The sequence below is a fragment of the Paeniglutamicibacter quisquiliarum genome (assembly GCF_019084045.1).
GTDB lineage: Bacteria > Actinomycetota > Actinomycetes > Actinomycetales > Micrococcaceae > Paeniglutamicibacter > Paeniglutamicibacter quisquiliarum.
This window is the reverse complement of the sequence record NZ_JAHRED010000012.1, coordinates 17,245-40,534: the sequence shown is the minus strand read 5'-3', so window position 1 is coordinate 40,534 and position 23,290 is coordinate 17,245. Positions and strand designations below refer to the sequence as shown.

The window sequence follows — 23,290 nt, the reverse complement described above, 5'->3', positions numbered from 1 at the left end:
GCATTCCGGTGCAGACGGCAGCGAGGTCCCTGCACCGGAACTAGACTTGGCCGGGTGATTCCCGAACAATCCAGCCACCGCGACCTCATGGACCTGGCCCTCGCCGAGGCCAAGGCGGCATTGGCCACCGGCGACGTTCCCATCGGCGCGGTCGTCATCGGCCCCGATTCGACGGTGCTGGCCACCGGCCGCAACGAGCGCGAGGCGCACGGGGATCCCACGGCCCATGCCGAGATCGTGGCCATCCGCGCCGCGGCCCAGGCCCTGCGCGATGCCGGGCGCGGGGATGGGTGGCGGCTGGAGGACTGCACCCTGGTGGTCACCCTCGAGCCCTGCGCCATGTGCGCCGGGGCCATCGTTCTTTCGCGCATCCCGAAGGTCGTCTTCGGTGCCTGGGACGAGAAGGCCGGCGCCGTCGGCTCGGTATTCGACATCCTGCGCGAGCCGCGGCTCAACCACTGGGTCGAGGTCTACCCGGGGGTGCGGGAGGCCGAATGCGCAGCACTGCTCACGGACTTCTTCCGTGCCCGGCGCTTGGACTAAGCCAGGGCCCGTTATTTCTTTCGCAACGCATCGAGCCTGGCGATGTTCTTCGCCCGCGACTTCGGCGAATCCAGGCTGAAGGACCTGAAGTCCCCCAGGTCCTCGGTGATCCGTGCCTCGACCTGCGCTATGCGCGAGCGCACGCCGGCGCTTGCGGGCTCGAACGTCCACCAGGCAATCCGGGTGCCTTCCGGGTCGTACTGCCACAATCCGATGATCCGGCCGCGGTCCACGATCGGGTGGTCCGAGAGATCGGCGGCCAGTGCCGACCCACTCATCCCCTGCACCGATTCGGTGCCTGCTTCGTCGAACAGGTCGGCCGCGTTCCGGCGCAGCAACACGAGCGAATCGGAGCCCGACAGCAGCTGGATGTCTTCGGTCTGCGGCACCTCGAACCCGGCGAGCCCGTCCAGGTCTTCCGGCAGCATCCACAGCACGTCGCCGGTCGCGGTGGGAACTTCCACGGCCCCTGTTGCCTGCAGTGCCTTCTTGGCCTGGGCCACGGTGAAGGCGCTGAACCAGCGGATCTGTCCCAGCGTGGCCCCGCCCGTCCAGCCCAGGAACCGCTCGAGCATCCGCGCCCTGACTGCTTCGTCGGATTCCCCGCTCGCAGGCAGTTCCCAGGCCACATAGGAGTAGCGCTGCTGGTCCAGCCGCCCGTTCACCGGCACGCGCCGGATCCGCCCGTCAGCCTGCAGCAGCCCGAGCGCTGCGGGCAGCGTGGTGCTGGCGCCCTTTTTCTTGCCTTCCTCGCCCATGCTTCGGACCTTGTCGCCCAGGATCTCCTTCAGCCCGCGGGGATCCAGTGCTTCCTCGGCGGTGCCCCGAGCCCGGAGCAGGACCCGCAGCACATCGTCGGCCAGTTGCTCGATTTCTTCCCGCTCCACGCCCAGGCGCACCAACACCTTCACCGCGGCCTCCGCCGATGCATGCCCCATTTGCAGCCCCCAGGCATAGTCCTTGGCGGGCAGGACGTAGGTGCAGCCCCGTGCGGTGGGCAGTTCGTGGATGTCCTGCGCGGCGAGCGCGCCGTCGGCCTCGGGGCGGCGGATTCCGGCACGCGCGAAGAGCGTCAGGTAGGTGTTGGCGCCGCCGATCGACCGGGCCCAGCCCACGCGGTCCAGGACTGTTGCCGAATCACATCCCGCCAGCGAACCATCCAGTCCCTGGCGATGCCACGACCAGGCGCGCAGCACTTGCGGGGTCAGCTTCTCGTGAGGGATCTGCGGGGTTTCGCTCTTCGTCGTCATGGCTACATTCTGCCCCGAAAGATGGCTCGTTTTTGTTGTGGGCCATTTACCCGGTAGAGTGTTCTGGTCTGGTGACGTGTCCGAGCGGCCGAAGGTGCAACACTCGAAATGTTGTGTACGGTAACCCCGTACCGAGGGTTCAAATCCCTCCGTCACCGCCAGAAGAAGGCCCCGAATCCCCTCTAATCGAGGGATTCGGGGCCTTTTGCTTTGCCCGCGCAGAGGTCGGGCGGAGACCCCCGGAGAGGCAAATCCAATCGGCCCCGCCAGCGAATGGATTTCCATGGTTGGAGATCGCCGTGGTGCGCAATAGGCCACGAAAGCCTGATTCGCCCACCAACGCGGTTCACTCCTGTTCCCATGTCCCTTGGCATGGCGGAGTGGACGCCTTTCCACTTTCGAGGAACAGGTGCGTGGGCGTGCCTGTTTCGAGGCAGCGTCAGGAATATGGTCGCATGAGCGGCGGGTTGAGCACCGCCCGGACCGGTTCACCCGCTGCGGGGCGGGCCTCCGCCGCGAGCCGGAAGAGCGCCGCGGGGCGGCCGGCGTCGCCCACGGTCATCCGTCCCGTGTCCTCAAGGAAACCAGGGTTTCCCGTGGCCTTGCGGTGGAAGTTCCGGGGATCCAGGCGGGTCCCCCACACCGCCTCATACACGGCGCGGAGCTGCGCGATGGTGAATTCATCCCCGCAGAACGCCGCCCCCAGCGGCGAGTACTCGAGTTTTGACCGTGCCCGCTCCACGGCATCGACCAGGATGCGGGCATGGTCGAAGGCGAGTTCCGCATCCCCGTCCAGGACGTAACCGACCGGGTACCAGGCGGCGTGTTCAGCGTCGCTTCCGGCAGACAAGACGGGAAAATTGGGCGCCAGTAGCAGGTGGGCCACGGTGAGCACATCCCCGCGCGGGTCGCGTCCCCGGGGCCCATAGCTCTGCAGCTGCTCCAGGTGCCCCGGGACCTGCTCGACCCCGGTCTCCTCCGCCAGCTCGCGGATCGCGGCCTCCCCCAGGCCCTCTCCGGCAAGCACGAACCCTCCCGGCAGCGCGAGTCTGCCGCGGAACGGCTCGATGCGGCGCGTAATCAGCAGGACGTTCAGGGCATCGTCGCGGACGGTGAGGGCGACGATGTCCACGGTCACCGGGAAGCGCGTAAGCGCCTGAGGGAATTCGGCCATGCACCCATCATAAATACTTATCGTCATCTTGACAATAATTCCGGAAGCCCCCTATGCTGTTGTTATCGTCAAAGCGACGATAACTTGAGCAGTTTGAGGAGCACCCCACCATGGCCACCATCAAGCACTACCCCTGGATCAGCCACTTCCTGGGCAGCCCCACCGGCTACGTTGTCCACCTGCAAAAGGGTGCCGTCAGGCACCGGGGAGTGGGCCAGGCATTTTGGTTCCGGCCTGCGGCATCCGTGCTGAGCGAGGTTCCCGTCGACGACCAGGAACTGCCAACGCTCTTCCACGCCATCACCCGCGACCACCAGGACGTCAGCATCCAGGCCAACGTCACCTACCGCTTCGTGGACCCGGTGTCCGTGGCCAGCCGGCTCGACTTCGCCCTCCAGCAGGCGGGCCCGGCAACGTCCGGCGGCAAGGAACAGGTGGCCACCATCATCGGCCAGCTCTGCCAGAGCCACGCGATCGACCACATCGCCACCACCACACTCGCCCAGTCGCTGGAACGCGGGGTCAGCGAGCTGCGCCAGCTGCTCACCGAGGCCCTCGGCACCGACACCCGTCTGTTGTCCACCGGCATCGAGATCCTCGGTGTGCAGGTCCTCGCCGTCCGGCCGGAGTCCGAGGTCGAACGGGCCCTCCAGACGCCGGTCCGCGAACAACTGCAGGCCGAGGCCGACCGGGCCGTGTACGAACGCAGGGCAGTCGCGGTCGAACGCGAACGGACGATCTCGGAGAACGAGATGGCCAGCCAGATCGAACTGGCCTCCCGGCGCGAGCGGCTCGTTGCCCAGGAAGGGGCCAACGCCAGGCGCGAGGCCGAGGAACAGGCCGCCGCCGGCCTGGTCCAAGCCAACGCGGAAGCCGAACGCCAGGGCATCGGCGCCACCGCCGAGGCCAACCGAATCCGTCTGGTGGGCGAGGCGGAAGCAGCACGGGAAGCCGCAACCATGGAGGTCTACCGGGGCATGGACCAGGCCACCCTGCTGGCCTTGGCATGCCGCGAGGCCGCCGGCTCGCTGCCGAACATCGGCAACCTGACCGTCACCCCGGACCTCCTCAGCGGGGCACTGGCCGGCTTGTTCCGGGAACCGGGTGCCGCAGCCGTCGGCGAGAAGTAGGCCCGGTCGTGGAAAAATCCCGCCTCGTCATCGTCCACCGGCGAACCGAGCTGGCCGAATTGCTGGACCGGCACGCCACCCTCGGCCAGGCCGAATTCTTTCTCAGGTCCCGGGGCCGCACCATGGCCGCGGTCCAGGAGCGCCACGAGCTGCTCGGAGCGGCCCTGGCAACGGTCCGCGCCGCGGTCCCGCCCGACTGGCGCCGCGCCGAGGTGGAACGGGAGGACCTAAACAGGTTCATGTTCACGCCCGAGGACATCATCGCCGTCGTGGGCCAGGACGGGCTCGTGGCCAACGTGGCCAAGTACCTCACCGGCCAGCCCGTCATCGGGATCGACCCGGAACCGGGAATGAATCCGGGCGTCTTGGTCCGGCACACCGCAGCTGACGCCGTACGGCTGCTGGGCAACCCCGCCCCGGGCGGCGGAAAACGGGTACCGCTGGCCTGCCGGGAACTGTCCATGGTGAGAGCACGGCTCGACGACGGACAGGAATTGTCGGGGCTCAACGAGATCTTCATTGGACATCCCTCCCACCAGTCGGCCCGCTACCGGCTCACGACGCCGCAGGGCCTCAGCGAGCGGCAGTCGTCGTCCGGCCTCATCGTTTCCACCGGGACGGGCGCCACCGGATGGTGCGCCTCCATCGCCCTCGAGCGCGGGGGACGAACCCTGCCGGCCCCGACGGACCCGGCCCTGGCATGGTTTGTCCGCGAAGCGTGGCCCTCCCCCGCCACCGGCACGTCCCTGACGGAAGGTGCGCTGGAGGCGGGCGAGCCGCTGCGCCTCACCGTGGCGTCGGACCAACTGGTGGTGTTTGGCGACGGCATGGAGCAGGACCGCCTCACCGCCTCGTGGGGACAGGAAATCAGCGTCGAGCTCGGCATTCGGCCCCTGCGGCTGGCGTAGCCGGGATGGGCGCTGCTCAGGCCTTCCGGCCGTTGGCCAGCCACTGCTCGAAGGTCGTGGTGTCCGTCAAGACGGAATTGGAGGGGAGCAGCCCGCCGTTCAACGCCTTCATGCCCGGCACCGGAACCCCGATGACGCGGGCGTGGGGGCCGCCGTTGTGCGAGACGGCGTTGTTCTTGGAGACCAGGCGCGCCAAGTGGGCCATGTTGCGGGGTTCGGGACCGGCGAGGTCAACTCCCGCCGGAGCATCCTTCCCCGACTCGACCGTGGAGACAACCAATCGCGCCACCGCATCGGCCGCCACAGGCTGGCAATGCATGTGGGGCACCACCGCCACTGGCCCGAACCTCATTTGCTCCACCAAGGTTTCGGCGAGTTCGAACCACTGGGTGGACCGCACAATCGTCGTGGGGATCTTCGAGTTTTGGTAGCGGGCCTCCTGCGCGGCCTTGCCCCGGTAGTAGCCCATGCGCCTGTTGATTTCCGGTTTGCGGGCATTGATGATCGAGACGCACACCAGGTGCTTGACGTGTTCCTGTTCCGCGGTGTGGATGATGTTCCTGGCCGTGGTGTCATGGAAGTCGATGCAGGCGCTCGCGTTGACGGACATCATGTTCAGGCAGTCCACCACGGTGTCGGCACCGCGCAGCGCCACCTCCAGGCCAAAGCCCGTGTAGGCGTCGACTCCCGAGCTCCGGCTCGCCACCACCACGTCGTGTCCGGCTTCATGCAGCCGGCCAACGACCCGCTTGCCCAGGTTTCCGCTGCCGCCGAGAACGATCACCCTCATGCAATTCAGCCTACGCCTGAAAACGGCCATGGTTCGAGGGAAGGTCGTGGATGATGACCCCGCGAGGGGCTCAGAGTTGCAGCCACCGCACCGTGCGCTGGTTCCGCAGCAGCACGAAGTGGTGCAGCAGGATGACCACCGCAGCCCAGCCGGCGCCAATGAGCAGTCCTCCCAGCACGTCCGTCAGCCAGTGATGTCCCAGGTAGATCCGGCTCCACCCCACTCCCAGCACAAAGCCGCCCAGGGCGCCCAACACCAGGATTCGGGCCCAGAGACGTCGCAGGACAAGGATCGAGAGGTATCCGATGACACCCAGGATCGCGATGGAATTGAGTGTATGGCCGCTGGGGAAGGCAAAGGACGCGGGGATCGGCGCAAGCACGCTATCCAACGACGGACGCGCCCTGCCCAGCGTCGTCTTCAGGACGATGGTCAAGGCCACGGAACCTGCTGCCGTCACGACGATGAGCGCCCCGGGCCGGATGCTGCGGGTGTGCAGGCAGAAGAACACTGCGGCGCAAAATGCCAGGATGGTCATCGCCGGGGTGTCCCCCATGACGGTGAAGAACCAGGCGGCGTTTGTCGCTGCCGGAGTGCGGTTCGAGACCATCCATTCAAGGACCGGGATGTCCCAGGTGTTGGGCAGGTCCCCGGCGCGCGCCGACACCCAGACACGGCGTGCCACGGCAAAAAGTCCCAGCAGGATGGCAAGGGAAAAAGCCAGGATCGACCCGACATGTCGGCGGTTCTTCCCGGGACGGCGTGCTGGATTCATGTAAGCCAGCCTAGCCTTCGGGCCGCGGCCCGGGCAGCGGCGGAGGCTTCCGGTGCCGGAGCGGCCGAGTCCATGCGGGAAGATGGAGGCATGACAATCCGCGTGCTGGCCATCGGCAAGAAACACGAGTCCTGGGTGACCGAGGGCATCGAACGCTACGAAAAACGCATGAAGAAGCCCTTCGACATCAAATGGCAGCTGCTCCCCCACTCGGCACGCGAGGGGGATGCGGCCCGCACCGAGGAATCCGAGCGGATCCTGGCCAAGGTCGACGCCCGGGACTTCCTCGTGCTGCTTGACGAGCGCGGCAAGAACATCGACTCCCCCGCGCTGGCCAAGACCCTGCAGCGCCCCTTCGACACCTCGCGGAACATCACCGTGGTGATCGGCGGCGCCTACGGCGTCGACGCGTCGGTGCACTCCCGCGCGGATTTCACCTGGAGCCTGTCCAAGCTGGTGTTCCCGCACCAGCTGGTGCGACTGATCCTCACCGAGCAGCTCTACCGCGCCCAGGAAATTTCCGGAGGCGGGAAGTACCACCACGTTTAGCCCGGGGCAGCAACGGTGCACCGGCCCCTAATTGACGCTCCGAGCGTTTAGGCTGGGTTCGATGGCTAAGAATGTTGAGGCGGCGCACGTCCTTGAGCGGTTCACCCCCGCGACGCGGGCCTGGTTCGAGGGGGCATTTGCTGCGCCGACGCCCGCCCAGATCGGGGCGTGGGATGCCATTTCCACCGGGCAACACGCCTTGGTCGTTGCACCCACCGGATCGGGAAAGACGCTGTCAGCGTTCCTGTGGGCCCTGGATTCCTTTGCCCGCACCGCCACCGAGATCCTGTCCCCCGCACTCCCCGGCCTGGAAACCGGGGCGAGCCCCGGGACCAGCGCCAAGAAATCCGCAGCCGCATCCGGCGGCACCAAGGTGCTCTACATTTCACCGCTGAAGGCACTGGGCGTGGACGTCGAGCGCAACCTGCGCGCCCCGCTGGTGGGCATCAAGGCCACCGCGGCGCACCTGGGGCTCGCGGTTCCGCAGGTGTCGGTCGGGGTCCGCTCCGGGGACACCCCGGCGGGCGAGCGCCGCAAGCTGGTGACCCACCCGCCGGACATCCTGATCACCACCCCCGAGTCGCTCTACCTGATGCTCACCTCCAGGGCCCGCGAGTCCCTGGCCGGCGTGCACACCGTGATCATCGACGAGGTGCACGCGGTGGCGGGGACCAAGCGCGGCGCCCACCTGGCGCTTTCCCTGGAGCGCCTCGATGCCCTGCTTCCCTCCCCGGCCCAGCGCATCGGGCTCTCGGCCACGGTCGAGCCGCGCGACGAGGTGGCCCGCTTCCTGGGCGGCACCGCCCCGGTGAGCATCATCGCCCCGCCGATCACCAAGACCTGGGAACTGAGCGTGAGGGTGCCGGTCGAGGACATGACCGACCTGCCCGCCGCCGCGGCGGCCCACGACCTGGGGCCCGGCTCCGGGCTCGCCCCGCAGGCCAGCATCTGGCCGCACGTCGAGGAACAGATCGTCGATCTGATCGAGGCGAACCGCTCCACCATCGTCTTTGCCAATTCGCGCCGGCTCGCCGAGCGGCTCACCGGGCGGCTGAACGAGATCCACGAAACCCGCACCGCGGGAAGCTGCCCCGAGGCGGCGTTCGCCCCCACCGGCATCGGCTCCGCCGGCGCCGAGATGACGGCCGGGACGCCCGCGGTGCGGGTGCAGCCGGGCACTTCCATGCCCGCGGCCATCATGGCCCAGGCCGGAACCACCGCCACCAGCGTCCCGGCGGGCGAGGCGGGGGCGGTGGCGCCACTGGCCCGCGCGCACCACGGCTCGGTGTCCAAGGAGACCCGGGCCAACATCGAGGACGACCTGAAGACCGGGGTGCTGCGTGCCGTGGTCGCGACCAGTTCGCTGGAGCTGGGCATCGACATGGGCCTAGTGGACCTGGTGATCCAGGTCGAGTCCCCGCCCTCGGTGGCCTCCGGCCTGCAGCGTGTGGGACGCGCCGGGCACCAGGTCGGGGAGACCTCCACCGGCACCTTCTTCCCCAAGCACCGGGCCGACCTGCTGGCCACCGCGCTGACGGTCTCGCGGATGCGCGAGGGCAGGATCGAGAAGCTTCACATCCCGGCGAACCCGCTGGACGTGCTCGCGCAGCAGACCCTGGCCGCCTGCGCGTTGGAGGACCTGGGGGTCGAGGCGTGGTTCGAGACTGTCCGCCGCTCCGCACCCTACGCCGCGCTGCCGCGCGCCGCGTTCACCGCGACCCTTGAAATGCTCGCGGGCAAGTACCCCTCGGACGAGTTCGCGCAGTTGCGCCCGCGCATTGTCTGGGACCGGGATGCCGGGGTGCTCACCGGACGGCCCGGCGCCCAGCGCCTGGCCGTGGTCAGCGGCGGAACCATCCCTGACCGCGGGCTCTTCGGCGTGTACCTGGTCGGCTTCGAGGACAACTCGGGGGCCAAGGGCGGGCGCCGGGTCGGCGAGCTCGACGAGGAGATGGTCTACGAGTCCCGGGTCGGGGACGTCTTTGCGCTGGGGGCCACCAGCTGGAAGATCGAGGACATCACCCACGACCGGGTGCTGGTCTCCCCCGCCTTCGGGCAGCCGGGAAAGCTGCCGTTCTGGAAGGGCGACACCCAGGGCCGGCCGGTGGAACTCGGCGAGGCGCTGGGCAAGTTCACTTCCGAGCTGGTCAACCTGCCCGCCGAAGCCTCGCGGGAGAAACTGGCAAGCATCGGGCTCGATGCCTTTGCCGCCGGGAATCTCTTGAACTACCTGGGAGCACAGGCGGAAGCCACCACGGTGGTCCCCAGCGACAAGACGCTGGTGGTCGAGCGGTTCGTGGACGAGCTCGGTGACTGGCGGGTCATCCTGCATTCGCCCTTCGGGCTGCCCGTGCATTCTCCCTGGGCGCTGGCCGTCGGGGCGCGGCTGCACGAACGCTACGGGCTGGACGGCTCCGCCATGGCCGCTGACGACGGGATCGTGCTGCGCGTCCCGGCGATGGACGACGAACCGCCGGGGGCCGAACTCTTCTTCTTTGAGTCCGACGAAATCGAGGACGTGGTCACCGCCCAGGTGGGCAACTCGGCGCTCTTCGCCTCCCGCTTCCGCGAATGCGCCTCCCGCGCCTTGCTGTTGCCGCGCACCAGCCCCGGCAAGCGCACCCCGCTGTGGCAGCAGCGCCAGCGCAGCGCCCAGCTGCTGGACGTGGCGCGGAAGTACCCGGATTTCCCGATCATCCTGGAAACGGTGCGCGAATGCCTCAATGACGTCTACGACCTGCCAGCACTTAAGAACCTGCTTGCCGCGGTGGGTTCGCGCGGCATCGCGGTGCGCGAGGTGCAGACCCGCACCCCCTCCCCCTTCGCCCAGTCGCTGCTCTTTGGCTACGTGGCCCAATTCCTCTACGAGGGCGATTCGCCGCTGGCCGAGCGCCGCGCCGCGGCCCTGTCGCTGGACCCGGCGCTGCTGGGCGAGCTGCTGGGCCGCACCGAGCTGCGCGAGCTGCTCGACGCCAAGGTCATCTCCCGCACGCAGGACGAGCTGCAGCGTGTTGCCGAGAACCGCAAGCTGGCCGGGCTTGAGGGAACCGCCGATTTGCTGCGGATGCTCGGCCCGCTGGACGCCGCGGCGGTGGCGGCCAGACTGCGGCCCGCGGAGGACACCGCGGCGGGCACCGATCCGGTCCAGGCCGCTGCGGGGTACCTCGAGGAGCTGGTGCGCGCCAACCGCGCCCTAACGGTGCGCCTGGGCGGCAGGGAATTGTTCGCCGCAATCGAGGATGCCCCGCGGCTGCGCGACGGACTCGGGGTCCCGCTGCCCCATGGCGTGCCGCTGGCGTTCATCGAACCGGTGGCAGACCCGGTGGGCGACCTGGTCTCACGCTACGCCCGCACCCACGGGCCCTTCACGGCCGGGGACGTCGCGGCAGCCCTGGGCCTGGGCGTCGCGGTGGTCGCTTCCGTGCTGGAGCGGCTGGTTGCGGATTCCCGCGTCATGGTCGGGGCGTTCCGGCCCGCCGAAATGCTCCTTGACGCCCCGGCGGCCGGCGGCAGCGCCACCGAGTATTGCGATGCCGGGGTGCTGCGGATGATCCGCACCCGCTCGCTGGCCGCCCTGCGCGCGGAGGTCGAGCCCGTGGACCAGGAAACCTTCGCCAGGTTCCTGCCGGGCTGGCAGGGCATCGGCGCGGGACTGCGCGGCATCGACGGGGTGCTGGCGGTCATCGAGCAGCTGGCCGGGGTGCCGGTTCCGGCCTCCGCCCTGGAATCCCACGTGCTGCCCGCCCGCGTGCGGGACTACCAGCCATGGATGCTCGACGAGCTCATGAGCGCCGGGGAGGTGCTGGTTTCCGGTGCCGGGGCGCTGGCCGGGACCGACGGCTGGATCGCCCTGCACACGGCCGAAAACGCGCCGCTCAGCCTGCCGCTGCCCGACACCGCGCGGCTGGGTCCGCTGGCCGCCCGGCTGCTGTCGGTGCTGGGTTCCTCCGGCGCCTACTTCGTCCCGCAGCTGGCCCGCGTGTTGGCCACCGCCCCCGGTCCGGGCGAGGGCCCGGTGGCGGGACCGGGCACCGAGCCGCCGGCCGCCGAGGTGCTCGAGGCCCTGTGGGAACTGTTCTGGGCCTCGGCGGTCTCCCCCGACACCCTGGCCCCGATCCGCCAGCTGCTCTCCGGGGGCAAGGTCGCGCACCGGGTGCCGGCCCAGGCCCCGCGGGCGCGGACCGCCCGGCTGGGCCGCATGGCGATGCTGCGTGCCTCCCGCCCGGATTCCGGCATCGAGCTGTCCGGCCGCCGCCAGCTCCCGGATTCGGCCTCCGGCCGCTGGGCGGCGCTGCCCGCACCCGAAGCGGACCCGACCATCCGCGCCCACGCGGCGGCCGAGTTCCTGCTCGAACGCTACGGGGTGGTAACCCGCGGCTCGGTCGCCGCCGAATCGGTTCCCGGCGGCTTCGGCCAGCTCTACCGGGTGCTCGGCCGGCTCGAGGAGGCCGGGCACACCCGCCGCGGCTACTTCGTGGAGCGGCTCGGCGCCGCCCAGTTCTCCACCTCCGCAACCATCGACCGCCTGCGCGCCCTGGTGCGCGAGCCCGGGCACGGGGCATTGCCCGTCGCACTCGCCCTGGCCGCGACCGACCCGGCCAACCCCTACGGTGCTGCGCTGGGCTGGCCCGAGGCCGCCGGCGGGCACCGCCCCGGGCGCAAGGCCGGTGCACTGGTCGTGCTGCTGGACGGCCGGCTTGCCCTGTACGTGGAACGCGGCGGCAAGACGGTGCTGGGCTTCGGCGACCTGTCCGACGACCCCCAGTCGCCCGAAGCCGATCCCGCGGTGCTCGACGCCGTCGCCACCGAGTTGGTGGCGGTACTGCGCCGCGCCGCGATCGCCAAGCTGGGTATCGAGAAAATCAACGGAAAACCCATCACCGAGACGCCCGTGGGCGCGGCCCTGCGGCGCGCTGGTTTCTATTCCACGCCTAGTGGACTGCGCTTCCGAAACTAGGCAACAGGAAATTTTCCCCACACCGGAACCCACACCGGCTAGGCTAGGTGACCAGGGTCACCTGAATACTTGGGCAGGTGCACCCCTCTAGCTAGATAGGTGGTTTTGGCGATGCCCGAAGGGGACACAGTTTTTCGCACGGCCCGTCGATTGGAGGCCGCGCTGGGGGGCAGGACGTTGAGCCTCAGCGACTTCAGGGTGCCCGCGCATGCAACGCTGTCACTGGTGGACTGGATGGTCGAGTCCGTCGTTTCGCGCGGCAAGCACCTGCTGATCCGCACCCGCCCGCCGGCTAAGGTCTCCGCCCCGCCGCTGAGCATCCACTCGCACCTGCTCATGGAGGGCCACTGGGACGTCTACGCCACCGGCGAGCGCTGGCGCTCCCCCGCCTTCAAGGCGCGCGCGGTGCTGGGAAACCAGGCCTTCACGGCGGTTGGCTTCGAACTCGGGTTCCTGCACGTGCTGCGGACCACCGACGAGGTGGAGGTCATCGGCCACCTGGGCCCGGACCCGCTGGGGCATTCCTGGGATCGGGACGAGGCGGTGCGCCGCCTGCTGGGCGACCCGGCCAGGCCCATCGGCCTGGCGTTGCTTGACCAGCGGCTGATTTGCGGGCTGGGCAATGTGTATCGCTCCGAGCTGCTCTTTGTCACCCGCGTGCACCCGCGCACCCCGGTGGGCGAGGTCGCGGACCTGGGCCACCTGGTGGACATTGCCCACCGCCTGCTCCATGCCAACAAGGACCGCGCCCGGCGCGTGACCACGGGATCGGACGGGATGAACCCGTACTGGGTCTATGGCCGCGCCGGCCAGCCATGCCTGCGCTGCGGGGGAACCTTGCAAAAGGAGTCGCTGGCCGAATCGACGCGCAGCGCCGAACGCGACGTGTATTTCTGCGCCTCCTGCCAGGACTCCTACGTGGCCAGCGGCGGAGGCGCGCGCTAGCGTCCCGGACGGCACGGCAGCCGTCCGGGCGGGCCCGGCGCACATGACAGACTGGTGTGCATGGCCATGACTTCCCCCCTTCCCGTGCGCAACGGCGTCAATGCGACCCGTCTGCGCGTGCCCTCCACCGGCCAGTGGACCACGGTGTGCGAGTACATGCTGCACCGCTTCGGGCACGTCGACGCGGCCGGCATCACCCGCCGCTTCGAGCGCGGCGAGGTCGTCGGCCTCGACGGGAGCCCGCTGGATGAACACACGCCGCTGGGGACCCACGAATTCATTTGGTATTACCGGAACCTGCCGGCCGAGGAACCGATCCCGTTCACCGAGACGATCCTGCACCACGACGACAACCTGCTGGTCATCGACAAGCCGCATTTCCTGCCCACCACCCCCGGCGGGCGCTTCATCCAGGAGTCCGCGCTGGTGCGGCTGCGCAACCGCGTGGGAAACCCGGAGCTGATCCCCATGCACCGGCTGGACCGGGCAACGGCGGGCATCCTGCTCTTCTCCACCAACCCGGAGACCCGCGGCGCCTACCAGACGCTCTTCGAGCGCCGCGAGATCTCCAAGACCTACGAGGCCGTTTCAGCGCTCGTTCCGGTGGCCGGCCGCCCGGCCGGCGAGGTGTTGGGCACCGGCGGACTGGGCGGCAGCGCCGAGGAACGCAGCGGCAACGCCTTCGACGGATTGCCCGGACCCGGCAACCACCTGCTCACCGACGCCGAGCTGCGCGACCGCCTCGAGGCCCTGGGGCATCAACCGCTGGTTTACCGCAATCGGATGAGCAAGATCAAGGGGCAGCTGCGCTCGCTGGTCGAGGAGGGGGAACCGAACGCGGAATCCCTGATCGAGCTGCTGGGCACCGGCACCTCGGCCGGGCACTTTGCGGGGGTGCCGGTGGCCAAGTTCCGGCTGAGCCCGCACTCGGGCAAGACGCACCAGTTGCGCGTGCACCTAGCGGCCCTGGGCCTGGGGATCCTCAATGACCCGTTCTACCCGACGCTGCTGGATCTGGCGGCGGATGACTACGCCCGCCCGCTGCAGCTGCTGGCCCGCAGCATTTCCTTCATCGATCCGCTCTCCGGGAAACCGGTGGGCTATTCCTCGGGGCTGGAACTCTCCGAGTCCCCCGCCCGGGCAGCAATCGCACACGAACCGTCCGCCGCCATGGCGTAGCTCACCCTCGCAGGTCTTGCCTCGAGGCGTGGGAATCGGGCATCGCCTCCGGGTTGTTCGGTACGCTGGTAGCCATCCGATAAACCGGTGCGCCAAGTGCATCGCGGCGATGAAGGAGATGAAGATGAACAATTCCGATACCAGAACCTCCGCCGCGTCAAACAAATCGCAGGACCCGGCAACGTCCGCCAACAAGGACGAACCGGCAACGACCGAGAAGGCCAAGGCCCCCGCGCCGGCAACATCCCAGGCAGCCAAGGCCGATCGCGCGCAGGCACCCAAGACAGCTGAAACGGCCGAATCGTCGAAGGCGCCCGAGGCAGAAAAATCCGATCCGGAAACCACGAACCAGCCGCAGGGGAATGGCATTGCGGACAACGCCGCCTCCCCCTCTGCCCGCACCACCGACCTGGTCCTGGATCCCGGGGCAGCCGCGCCTGTCGAGGTCAAGGAACGGCTCTCTCAGCGCATAGCCCACCCCGTGCCGCACCACCCCGTCCCCGAAGCCCACAACGTGGACGAAGTGCTCAAGAGTCCCGAGGACACGCCATCGGGCAAATCCCCGCTGCGCCACCTGACGGACAAGAAAACCTCCGCGGCGCCGGATGCGACGGGCCCGGGCCCCAAGGCGGTGTCCGGCGGTTTCGCCGGACTCAACAACTGGCTTGATTCCCTGCCCGAGCCCAATCTGGAACGCCTGGGCGACAGGATCTACGCAGCCCCCTCAACCATCAAGAAACGTTGGCACCGGTTGCGCATCGAGCGCGCCAGGGCCGCCGAGCTCAAGGAACAGGAACGGTTGCTCGAGGTCGCCCGGGCCGAGGCAAAGGCGGAAGCCGCCAAGCGCGAAGCCGCACGCCTGGCCCACCAGGCCCAGCTGGATGCGGCCGCCCGGCAGGCGGAGGAAGCACGGTTGGCCGCGCAGGCGCAGGCCGATGCCCGTGCCGCGGCCGCCGAAGAGGCGAGGCTGCGTGCCCTGGCACCATCCCCGGCTGAAGCCCCGGTGGATGACGCACCCGAGTTGCACGCCGGGAACCTGCTTTCGGGTCCGGCGGACGACGTGGTGACGGCCGGCTACGACGCCCCCGGCGGGGATATCGTGGCTGCAGGCACCGGGACCCCGGTGGCCTCCTCCCCGGCCCCGCCGATGGATCCGGAGGAGTTGGCCGCACTGGTGGCAAGCGCCAAGGCCGCCATAGACCATCAACAGGCAGCGGCCGAGGAACCGGTCTACGAGGCCCCCTACGTCCTGCCCGAAACCGGCCCCAACCCCGCCGAGGAACCGGCCGACCTGCGCCGCCGGATACTCGGCAGCGGTGCCGCCCTGGCCGCGGCGGCCGTGTCCCTGGCCAGCCTGCAGACATTGTCGTCCGGCGCGGTCGAATCGCTCGGTTCCAACCATTCACTGCTGTCCCTTGCCCCCACCGCGCACCTGCTCTGGCCCGTCATCTTCATCTGGGCGTTGCTGGGAGCCGCCTACTCGTGGGCGCCCTCGCAACGCTCCGCGGTGCGCCAGCGCGCCGTCGGCCATCGGTTCGCGCTTGCCTGCACGGCCAATGTGCTGTGGATGCTCAGCGCCGTGAACGATTGGCTGTTCCCCGCGTTCGGCTTCGCCGCGGCCAGCTGCTGGTTCCTGTACACCGCCGTGCGCGCGTTGAACCTCAAGACCGCCCGCACCGCGCGTGAACGGATGCTGACCGACGCGCCGGTCAGCCTGATGACCGGCTTCAGCATGGTCGTGCTGGCTTCAACGTTCATGAACATGCTGGCGTCCTGGGGTGCCGGCGGGGCGGGCATTTGGATCGCCACACTGCTGGTTCCGGCCCTGGGCTATGCCGCCGCAAGCCTGTCCATGACCGAACGCGGACGCATCATCATGGCCATCGGATTTGGCTGGGGCATGTTCTGGCTACTCGTGCCGCGGGTGCTGGGAACCAACAATTCCATTTGGATTGCCATCCTGGCGGGCATGGCCGCATTCGTGGTTTTGCTGGCCACCGAGAACCGTCGCTACCAGATCCACCACGCCGAGCACCGCGCCGCGCGGGGCAAGTCGACGGACTTCGCCTAGACCTGCCGGCCGCGTGTTCAGCGGCGCAGCGTGATCCAGCGTCCGCGGGTGCGGCGCAGCACCACCAGCTTTTCGGTCACCCCGACCTTTTCCACCGCCGCACGCATGGCCGCCGCCGAGGCTATGGCGCGCGCATCCGGGTTCCCGTCTTCCTCCACGGTGTAGCGCACCGTGATCCGCGGAACCCCCGCCACGACGTCGAGCTGGTTCGCATCCACGTGGTGGCCCGCGGCCAGCGCTGCCACGGCGGAGTCCATGACTGCCTCGGGGGCATGCCCGGGCCGAAGCCCCATGATATTCAACTGGGCTCGATAGGAAGGCATGGAAACAAGCCTAGTGCGTTCCCGTGCGCCCGGTACCGCCGCCTCGGCCATCATGGCGGCAGGAACCCGGCCGTGCACGAAAGTGGCACACTGTAATCCATGAGTGCACCCCAAGAATTCACGCAGTGGCGCCGCATGCGCGATGAAGGCCTGGCCGTCCCCTTTGGGTGGCTGTCGCTGAGCAGCTACCAGTGGCTTCCGGAGGAACCCGGGCCGCTGGACCTGGTTCCCGGCCGCTGGAGCGCCGATGGAACCACCGCGAAGGCAAGCTTTGAGGCGGCCGATTCGGTGACCACTCCGGATGGCGACCCGGTCGTCGGCACCCTGTCCAAGTCCCTTCACGAGGACGAATCGATGCACTTTGTCCGCCACGGCGACACCCTGGTTGAACTGGGCGTGCGCGGGGGCAGATACATGATCCGCACCCGGGAACGCACCCATCCCCGGCTGAAGGCCTTCACCGGCGTCCCGCTCTTCGATTACGACCCGGCCTTCGTCGTTCCCGGGCACTTCACCGCGTTCCACGCCCCGAGGGTCGTCCCGGTCGACAGCTACCGCCCCGACACAAAGCTCAAGGCGGAACTGGTCGGCCAGGTCGACTTCGAGCTGGGCGGACGCCGCGCGACCCTGGGCGCCTCGCAGAATGCGGACGGTTCACTGACCATCGCGTTCCGGGACGCCACCAACGGGGTGCAGACCGCACCCTGGCGCTTTGTCACGGTCACTACGCCCGGCCCCGGCGCGGACGTCGTCATTGACTTCAACCGCACGCTGAACTACCCGATGGCGTTCTCACCCCATGCGGTATGTCCCGCCCCGGTGCCGGGCAACCGGCTCGAGGTGGCGGTGCGCGCCGGGGAGTTGGCGCCCCACTAGTCACATGGCCGCGCCGAGCGGCTACTTCGGCCCCATGCGGATGGCGCCGTCAAGGCGGATGGTCTCGCCATTGAGCATCTGGTTCGCCACGATGTGCTCCACCAGGGCGGCGTACTCGGCCGGCTTGCCCAGTCGCGCCGGGTGCGGGACCTGGGCACCCAGGGAGGCCTGCGCCTCGGCCGAGAGCGAGGCCATCATCGGGGTCTCGAAGATCCCCGGGGCGATGGTCATGACCCTGATGTAGTGGCGGGCAAGTTCGCGGGCCAGCGGCAGCGTCATGGCGGCCACCGCGCCCTTCGAGGCAGAGTAGGCCGGCTGGCCGATCTGCCCGTCAAAGGCCGCGACGGAAGCGGTGTTGATAATGACCCCGCGCTCGGAGGTTCCGGTGGCGGGGTCGATGACCGGGTCGGTTCCCGCCATGGCCTCGGCGGCCAGGCGGACCACGTTGAAGGTTCCGGTGAGGTTGACGGCGATGACCTTTTCAAACTGTGCCAGCGGCAGCACCCCCTCGCGCCCCAGCACCTTGCCCGGGGTGGCGACCCCGGCGCAGTTGACCACGATGCGCAGGGGGCCGAGGTCCGCTGCCACCGCGATGGCGGCCTTGACCTGGTCCTCGTCGGTGACGTCGGCCGCGGCGAACCTGGCCCGCTCCCCCAGCGCCGCGGCGGCCGCATCCCCCTGAGCCGAGGGCAGGTCAACGAGCACCACGTGGGCGCCGGCGTTGTACAGGACCCGGGCGGTGGCGGCCCCGAGACCGGAGGCTCCCCCGGTGACCAGGGCGACTGAGTCGGTGATGAGCATGGTGCGCTTCCCTTCATTGGGTTAGTGGCCATTAACTCACTACAGACTAGACCGGGATGGCCCCGGACAGAAGGGGGTGCCGCATCTTGCGCGCGGGTCCGCTGGACGTAGACTGCAGCCATGGGCCGCTTCATCCTGGTTTCCACGCGGGAACACGACCTCGCGGCGTCCGACGAGGTGCGCGGTGTCCTGGACGCGAGCGGATTGGCACCCGATGCGCTGCGCGTCATCCGGCTGGACCGCGAGCCGTTGGGACCCCTTGGCGCCCTGGGCCTGGACGACTGCCCGGGCATCATCCTGGGAGGCAGCCCCTTCAACGCCTCGGACCATCCGTCCACGAAGTCAGCGACGCAGCAAAGGTGCGAGGCCGACTTGTCCAGGCTGCTCGACGTGCTGGTGGCCGAGGACTTTCCCTTCCTGGGTGCCTGCTACGGCGTGGGCACCCTCGGCATCCACCAGGGAGGGAGGATCGATACGCGCTTCGGCGAACCGGTGGGCACCTCGCGCATCAGGCTCACCGGCCAGGGTCGCCGAGATCCGCTGCTGGCCGGGCTCCCCGCTGAATTCGATGCCTTCGTGGGGCACAAGGAGGCCGTCTCCGAGCTGCCGGCAGCGGCGGTGTTGCTGGCCGATTCGGCTGCCTGTCCCGTGCAGATGTTCAGGGTCAAGACGAATCTCTATGCCACCCAGTTCCATCCCGAGCTGGACCCCGCCGGGCTGGCCCAGCGCATCATGATCTACCGCGATGCGGGCTATTTTCCCCCGCAGGACGCCCAGCGGCTGCACGACGAGGCGCTGGCCGCCCTCGTGGAGTGGCCGGCACTGATCCTGCGCAACTTCGTGCGGCGCTATGGGGCCGAAAGCTAGAAGATCCCTTGCCCGGCATCGAGCCGGGCCACGTAGTCGGCGATCTTCCTCCGTCGGGTCTCATCCCCCCTGACGGTGTGCAACCGGTAGTAGATGGCGAATCGCTCGCTGGCGCCGAGGGCTGCCAGCGTTTCTTGCGCCCGCGGAAATCGGGAAACCGCCTCGAGGAAATCGGCGGGAAGCTGCGCCGATGCCTGCCCCGCATAGGCTTCGTCCCACCTCCCGTCGGCTTTGGCCGCCTGAACCGCGGCGGCCCCCGCCGGCTGAATCAGGCCGACGGCCTCCAGCCGCTGGACGTGTTCCACGTTCCTGGCGGACCACTTGCTGCGCGCGGTGCGCGGGGTGAATCTGTTGGTGAAGCTGTGCTCGTCGCGCGCGTTGCGCTGGCCGTCGATCCAGCCGAAGCACAGGGCCTCGTCCAGCGCCTGCGCGTAGGTCAGGCTTGTGGTGGTTCCGCCTTTCTTGTGCAGCACCAGGTTCACGCCCGGATGGCTGGCGTGGTGCTCCTGCAGCCAGGCGCGCCACGCGGCGGCATCGGGCACCAACAGTTCCTCCAGGGGGATCGCCATGGACCCATCATTCCACCGGCCGCCGGGGGCTACCAGCCGTGGCCTTGTGGCAGCGGCGGCTATATTGCTAGCATCCGTTGCATGGCAGCGAACAGGGACGAACACAGCGACAAGATCCAATTCAACGTCTACCTTCCGGCGCCGCTGGTGCGCCGCGTGAAGCACGCCGCCGTCGATGACGGCAGCAGCCTTTCCGCCTTCGTGGAAAAGGCCCTTGCCGAGTACCTGGAGCGACACTGATGTTGCGCGTGCGGCCCGTGGTGAAAACCGGGCACGCCGCTGCCTGGGCCGAGCTGTTGCTGGCCCTCGGACTTGCCGAATTGCCGCACGAGCCCTCCGGGGAACGGTGCTTTGCCGCTGGCTCCGGACGCGTTCTCCTCCGTACCGCGACCTCCTTCGCCATCGAGCTGGGTTTCGAGGTGCGCGACCTGGAAAGGTTCGCGCAGTGGACCCGCAGCGACGGCACCGGGGTATTGGTTCGCGATGCGGCACACGGGCCCGTCGGCCACCTCGCCGCGCCCGACGGGCTGGCGTTCACCGCCACCCCGGTGGACGCCCGGCTCACCGCCGGCTCGGGGCCCGCGGCCCCGGGCTCGTTCGGCGTGCTGGCGGTGTGGCACACCCCGGACGTGCCGGGCTCCGCGCAAACGCTGCGGAACATTGGCGCGATCCAATCCCCCGGCGGCTCCGGCGGGGCCGGCGCGCATTTCCGGGCCAAGCACGGCGGGTTCGTGGATCTGCGTGCCGCGGATGCCGCCGGGGTCGGACTGGAACTTGGCATCGGGGGCGAGGCCGGGGAACTTGCCTCGAGGTTGGCGGCCGGCGGGCACCAGGCGCGTTTCGCCGCGGGGCCGCACGGCCGGATGCTGCTGGTGCGGCACCCCGATGGCGGGGACCTGACGATTGCCGAACGCCGCCACCATGCGGACGGCAGGGCGCCGCGGGAATAGCCCGGGCGCGGCACCGGTTGCCACCGGGCATGAGCAAACTCTTCACGCCGGTCCGACTTGCCGCCCCCGAGGGCCCGGGCCTGACGCTCCGGAACCGCACCGTGCTGGCACCCATGTGCCAGTACTCCGTCACCAATCTCGACGGCGTCCCCCACGCCTGGCACCTGGCCCATCTGGGCGCCCGCGCCGCGGGAGGCTTCGGGCTGGTCTTCACCGAGGCGGCCGCCGTCACCGCCCAGGGCCGCATCAGCGACAGGGACGCAGGCATCTGGAACGACGCCCAGGCACAGGCGTGGGCACCGATCGTCGAGTTCATCCACTCCCAGGGCGCGGCGGCCGGCATCCAGCTGGCCCACGCCGGGGCCAAGGCCTCGACCCATGCCTGGCTGCCGGAGCCGACGGCCGCCGGACAGGTCGGCAGCCTCGGCGGGCCCGATGGCGGCTGGGAAACCATCGGCCCCTCGGAGACCGAGGTCTTTGGGCTCGACTCCCCGCTCGCCATGACCGACGGGCAGATCGCCGCCTCGATCGCGGACTGGGCCGATGCCGCACGTCGTGCCGACGCCGCGGGGTTTGACGTCATCCAGATCCACGCCGCCCACGGCTACCTGATCCACCAGTTCCTCTCCCCGCTGGCCAACGACCGCACGGATGGATACGGGGGAAGCTACGAGAACCGCACCCGGTATGCGCGCGAGGTGATCACCGCGGTGCGTGCGGCCTGGCCGGCACACAAGCCGCTGGCCATCCGCCTCTCCGGGGACGACTGGGTCGAGGGCGGGTGGAGGATCGCGGACACCGCACGCTTCGCCGCCGAGGCCTTCGCACTGGGCGTCACCGCCTTCGACCTCTCCAGTGCCGGGATCGGCAAGTACCACGGGCCGAGCGGACCGGGCTTCCAGGTGCCGCTGGCCACGGCCGTCAAGCAGGCCGTCCCGCAGGCCTTCGTGAGCGCGGTGGGCATGGTCAACGACCCCTCGCAGGCCGAGCAGGTGCTGGTCACCGGCGCCGCGGACGGGGTGTCGATCGGCCGTGCGGCGCTGAAGAACCCGAACTGGCCCGCGGTGGCCGCCGCCGAGCTGGGGGTGCCGCGCGAGCAGGTGCCCTTCGCGGCGCAGTACTGGCGCGCCCACTGGTAGACGCGCCCGCGCCGCCATGCAAAAGGTGCGGGCCGTCCGGGAGGGGATTCCCGGACGGCCCGCACCTTTCTTGCGGGGTTACGGCAGTGCGCTTGCTCGGTGGCTAGCCGCGCAGGTCCTTGCCCACGGACTCCGGCATTTTGTAGATGGTGAGCGCGCTGATCAGCAGCAGGACGATGGAGTAGACCGCAAACACCGTTCCGCCGGCGGGGATGCCGAACCAGGCGTTGAACCCGGCCTGCAGGAAGGCAGCGGTGCCACCGAAGGCCGCCACGGCGATTGCGTAGGGGATGGCCACGCCGATGGTGCGGATGGCGGTGGGGAACAGCTCGGCGTAGACGGCCGGAACGATCGAGGCGGAGGCGGCGATGAAGATGAGCATCACCGACATCGCGATGAACAGCTGCCAGGCCTCGCCGCGCACCAGGGATGACATCGGGAACTGCAGGGCCGCGGCACCCAGGGCCGAGATCAGCAGGACCGGACGACGGCCGATGCGGTCCGAAAGCTTGCCCCAGAACGGCAGGGCCGTCATGAACACCAGGTTGGCGGCGACGCCGGTCCACAGCGCGGTGGCCGGATCCATCTTCAGGTTGGCGATCGCGTAGGCAGGGGTCGACACGGACCAGATGTAGTAGACGACGGTCAACCCGACGGTCAGTCCGATGACCCGCAGGGCCTGGCGCCAGTTGGCCATGATCTGCGAGATGACCGAGGGGCCCTTGGTGGCGGCCGTGGCCTTGGCCGACTTCTGCTCCTCGAACTGCTCGGTTTCCTTCAACCGCGAGCGCATGACCAGGGTGTACAGGCCCATCAAGGCACCGACGGCGAAGGGGATGCGCCAGCCGAAGGCGCCCATCTGTTCCTTGGTCAGCGTAATGGTCAGGATCGCGCCGAGCAGGGTGCCCGCAACGATTCCGGCGGTTCCGGAGAAGTACATCAGCGTGGAGTAGAACCCGCGCTTCGGGGCCGGGGCCACCTCGGCGAGGTAGGTCTGCGCGCTGGGCATCTCGCCGCCGTGCGCCAGGCCCTGCAGCAGGCGGGCCACCAGCAGGATCAGCGAGGCGCCGGCTCCGATGCTTGAGTAGGTCGGGGTGATCGCGATGATCAGCGAGCCGACCGAGGCCAGGCCCACGGCCATGGTCATGGCCGCCTTGCGCCCGACCTTGTCGCCGATCAGGCCGAAGAAGGCGCCGCCGAAGGGGCGGGCCACGAAGCCGACGGCAAAGATCGCCATGGTGGCAAGGAACGCGGAGGTCGGGTCGGCCTTGGAGAAAAGCTGGCCGGAAATGAAGGAGGCGAAGGTGGCGTAGATGGCCCAGTCGAACCATTCCACGGCGTTGCCGGCGCCAATGCCCAGCAGGGTCTTGGCGGTTGACTGTCCGGGGGTCCCGTGCGGGACCTGTCCGGTGCCTTGGGTGTTGCCGGCCGGGGCCAGCTGTTCCTTGATGCTCATGGGAGTTGGATCCTAGATCTGTGTGGGAGTGGGGGGCG

21 protein-coding genes and 1 tRNA gene are annotated in these 23,290 nt (G+C 69.2%); 14 read left to right on the top strand and 8 right to left on the bottom strand.

The features are described 5' to 3' along the window. The first annotated feature begins 54 nt into the window (after window positions 1-54). Window positions 55-543 carry a tRNA adenosine(34) deaminase TadA gene (gene tadA, locus KRR55_RS17790; protein WP_336245163.1) on the top strand — a complete coding sequence of 163 codons (489 nt, stop codon included), beginning with the start codon at window positions 55-57 and terminating at the stop codon, window positions 541-543. Between the two features lie 11 nt (window positions 544-554). On the opposite strand, the gene KRR55_RS17785 is transcribed toward tadA, so the two are convergent. Then, the gene (locus KRR55_RS17785) at window positions 555-1,793 is read right to left on the bottom strand and encodes a DNA glycosylase AlkZ-like family protein (RefSeq protein ID WP_217390660.1); all 1,239 of its coding nucleotides are present in this window, start codon (window positions 1,791-1,793) and stop codon (window positions 555-557) included. Window positions 1,794-1,863: 70 nt separating this feature from the next. Here KRR55_RS17785 and KRR55_RS17780 point away from each other — a divergent pair. Beyond that, a tRNA-Ser gene (locus KRR55_RS17780) sits at window positions 1,864-1,954 on the top strand. A gap of 278 nt (window positions 1,955-2,232) precedes the next feature. Here the strand turns inward: KRR55_RS17780 and KRR55_RS17775 are convergent. Next, window positions 2,233-2,994 (bottom strand): NUDIX hydrolase, encoded by a 762-nt coding sequence (locus tag KRR55_RS17775; RefSeq protein WP_418888851.1) that lies wholly within the window; start codon window positions 2,992-2,994, stop codon window positions 2,233-2,235. Window positions 2,995-3,077: 83 nt separating this feature from the next. On the opposite strand from KRR55_RS17775, the gene KRR55_RS17770 reads away from it, so the two are divergent. Together KRR55_RS17770 and KRR55_RS17765 are read left to right on the top strand one after the other, a co-directional pair. Then, entirely contained in the window at window positions 3,078-4,097 is a 1,020-nt protein-coding gene (locus KRR55_RS17770; RefSeq protein WP_217390658.1) for an SPFH domain-containing protein, read from the top strand. A gap of 8 nt (window positions 4,098-4,105) precedes the next feature. Beyond that, window positions 4,106-5,005, top strand: a complete 900-nt coding sequence (locus tag KRR55_RS17765) for a diacylglycerol kinase catalytic domain-containing protein (RefSeq protein WP_217390657.1) — start codon at window positions 4,106-4,108, stop codon at window positions 5,003-5,005. 16 nt (window positions 5,006-5,021) lie between these two features. On the opposite strand, the gene KRR55_RS17760 is transcribed toward KRR55_RS17765, so the two are convergent. After that, the gene (locus KRR55_RS17760) at window positions 5,022-5,795 is read right to left on the bottom strand and encodes an SDR family oxidoreductase (RefSeq protein ID WP_217390656.1); all 774 of its coding nucleotides are present in this window, start codon (window positions 5,793-5,795) and stop codon (window positions 5,022-5,024) included. A 70-nt stretch (window positions 5,796-5,865) separates the two neighbouring features. Beyond that, window positions 5,866-6,570: a phosphatase PAP2 family protein gene (locus KRR55_RS17755; RefSeq protein ID WP_217390655.1), complete on the bottom strand. Its 705-nt coding sequence runs from the start codon at window positions 6,568-6,570 to the stop codon at window positions 5,866-5,868. A gap of 90 nt (window positions 6,571-6,660) precedes the next feature. Here KRR55_RS17755 and KRR55_RS17750 point away from each other — a divergent pair, with 90 nt between their 5' ends. The 5 genes from KRR55_RS17750 to KRR55_RS17730 all read left to right on the top strand — a co-directional run bounded on the left by KRR55_RS17750 (window position 6,661) and on the right by KRR55_RS17730 (window position 16,271). Beyond that, the gene (locus KRR55_RS17750) at window positions 6,661-7,119 is read left to right on the top strand and encodes a 23S rRNA (pseudouridine(1915)-N(3))-methyltransferase RlmH (protein WP_217390654.1); all 459 of its coding nucleotides are present in this window, start codon (window positions 6,661-6,663) and stop codon (window positions 7,117-7,119) included. A 61-nt stretch (window positions 7,120-7,180) separates the two neighbouring features. Next, a complete protein-coding gene (locus KRR55_RS17745; protein ID WP_217390653.1) occupies window positions 7,181-12,076 on the top strand; it encodes an ATP-dependent helicase in 4,896 nt (1,631 codons plus the stop codon). A 111-nt stretch (window positions 12,077-12,187) separates the two neighbouring features. Next, on the top strand, window positions 12,188-13,021 hold the full coding sequence (locus tag KRR55_RS17740; protein WP_217390652.1) for a DNA-formamidopyrimidine glycosylase family protein: 834 nt from the start codon (window positions 12,188-12,190) through the stop codon (window positions 13,019-13,021). Between the two features lie 66 nt (window positions 13,022-13,087). Next, on the top strand, window positions 13,088-14,200 hold the full coding sequence (locus KRR55_RS17735) for a pseudouridine synthase (RefSeq protein ID WP_254456372.1): 1,113 nt from the start codon (window positions 13,088-13,090) through the stop codon (window positions 14,198-14,200). Between the two features lie 124 nt (window positions 14,201-14,324). Beyond that, window positions 14,325-16,271 (top strand): hypothetical protein, encoded by a 1,947-nt coding sequence (locus KRR55_RS17730; RefSeq protein ID WP_217390650.1) that lies wholly within the window; start codon window positions 14,325-14,327, stop codon window positions 16,269-16,271. Between the two features lie 17 nt (window positions 16,272-16,288). Here KRR55_RS17730 and KRR55_RS17725 read toward each other — a convergent pair whose 3' ends face one another. Next, on the bottom strand, window positions 16,289-16,594 hold the full coding sequence (locus KRR55_RS17725; protein ID WP_217390649.1) for a hypothetical protein: 306 nt from the start codon (window positions 16,592-16,594) through the stop codon (window positions 16,289-16,291). Window positions 16,595-16,693: 99 nt separating this feature from the next. On the opposite strand from KRR55_RS17725, the gene KRR55_RS17720 reads away from it, so the two are divergent. Beyond that, complete coding sequence (locus tag KRR55_RS17720; protein WP_217390648.1) at window positions 16,694-17,470, top strand: DUF1684 domain-containing protein; 777 nt, start codon at window positions 16,694-16,696, stop codon at window positions 17,468-17,470. Window positions 17,471-17,491: 21 nt separating this feature from the next. Here KRR55_RS17720 and KRR55_RS17715 read toward each other — a convergent pair whose 3' ends face one another. Beyond that, a complete protein-coding gene (locus KRR55_RS17715; protein WP_217390647.1) occupies window positions 17,492-18,271 on the bottom strand; it encodes an SDR family NAD(P)-dependent oxidoreductase in 780 nt (259 codons plus the stop codon). A gap of 120 nt (window positions 18,272-18,391) precedes the next feature. On the opposite strand from KRR55_RS17715, the gene KRR55_RS17710 reads away from it, so the two are divergent. After that, a complete protein-coding gene (locus KRR55_RS17710; protein ID WP_217390646.1) occupies window positions 18,392-19,138 on the top strand; it encodes a glutamine amidotransferase in 747 nt (248 codons plus the stop codon). Here KRR55_RS17710 and KRR55_RS17705 read toward each other — a convergent pair. After that, complete coding sequence (locus tag KRR55_RS17705) at window positions 19,135-19,707, bottom strand: YdeI/OmpD-associated family protein (protein WP_217390645.1); 573 nt, start codon at window positions 19,705-19,707, stop codon at window positions 19,135-19,137. The genes KRR55_RS17710 and KRR55_RS17705 overlap by 4 nt on opposite strands. Window positions 19,708-19,788: 81 nt before the next feature. Between KRR55_RS17705 and KRR55_RS17700 the strand changes: the two genes are divergently transcribed. Genes KRR55_RS17700 through KRR55_RS17690 form a run of 3 tightly spaced genes read left to right on the top strand, consistent with a single transcriptional unit; the run spans window position 19,789 to window position 21,796 of the window. Continuing rightward, window positions 19,789-19,947 carry a ribbon-helix-helix domain-containing protein gene (locus tag KRR55_RS17700; RefSeq protein ID WP_217390644.1) on the top strand — a complete coding sequence of 53 codons (159 nt, stop codon included), beginning with the start codon at window positions 19,789-19,791 and terminating at the stop codon, window positions 19,945-19,947. Further along, window positions 19,947-20,657 carry a hypothetical protein gene (locus KRR55_RS17695; protein WP_217390643.1) on the top strand — a complete coding sequence of 237 codons (711 nt, stop codon included), beginning with the start codon at window positions 19,947-19,949 and terminating at the stop codon, window positions 20,655-20,657. Before KRR55_RS17700 ends, KRR55_RS17695 begins: the two co-directional genes overlap by 1 nt. A gap of 29 nt (window positions 20,658-20,686) precedes the next feature. Then, entirely contained in the window at window positions 20,687-21,796 is a 1,110-nt protein-coding gene (locus KRR55_RS17690) for an oxidoreductase (protein WP_217390642.1), read from the top strand. Window positions 21,797-21,899: 103 nt separating this feature from the next. On the opposite strand, the gene KRR55_RS17685 is transcribed toward KRR55_RS17690, so the two are convergent. Continuing rightward, a complete protein-coding gene (locus KRR55_RS17685; protein WP_217390641.1) occupies window positions 21,900-23,252 on the bottom strand; it encodes an MFS transporter in 1,353 nt (450 codons plus the stop codon). Window positions 23,253-23,290: the final 38 nt, after the last annotated feature.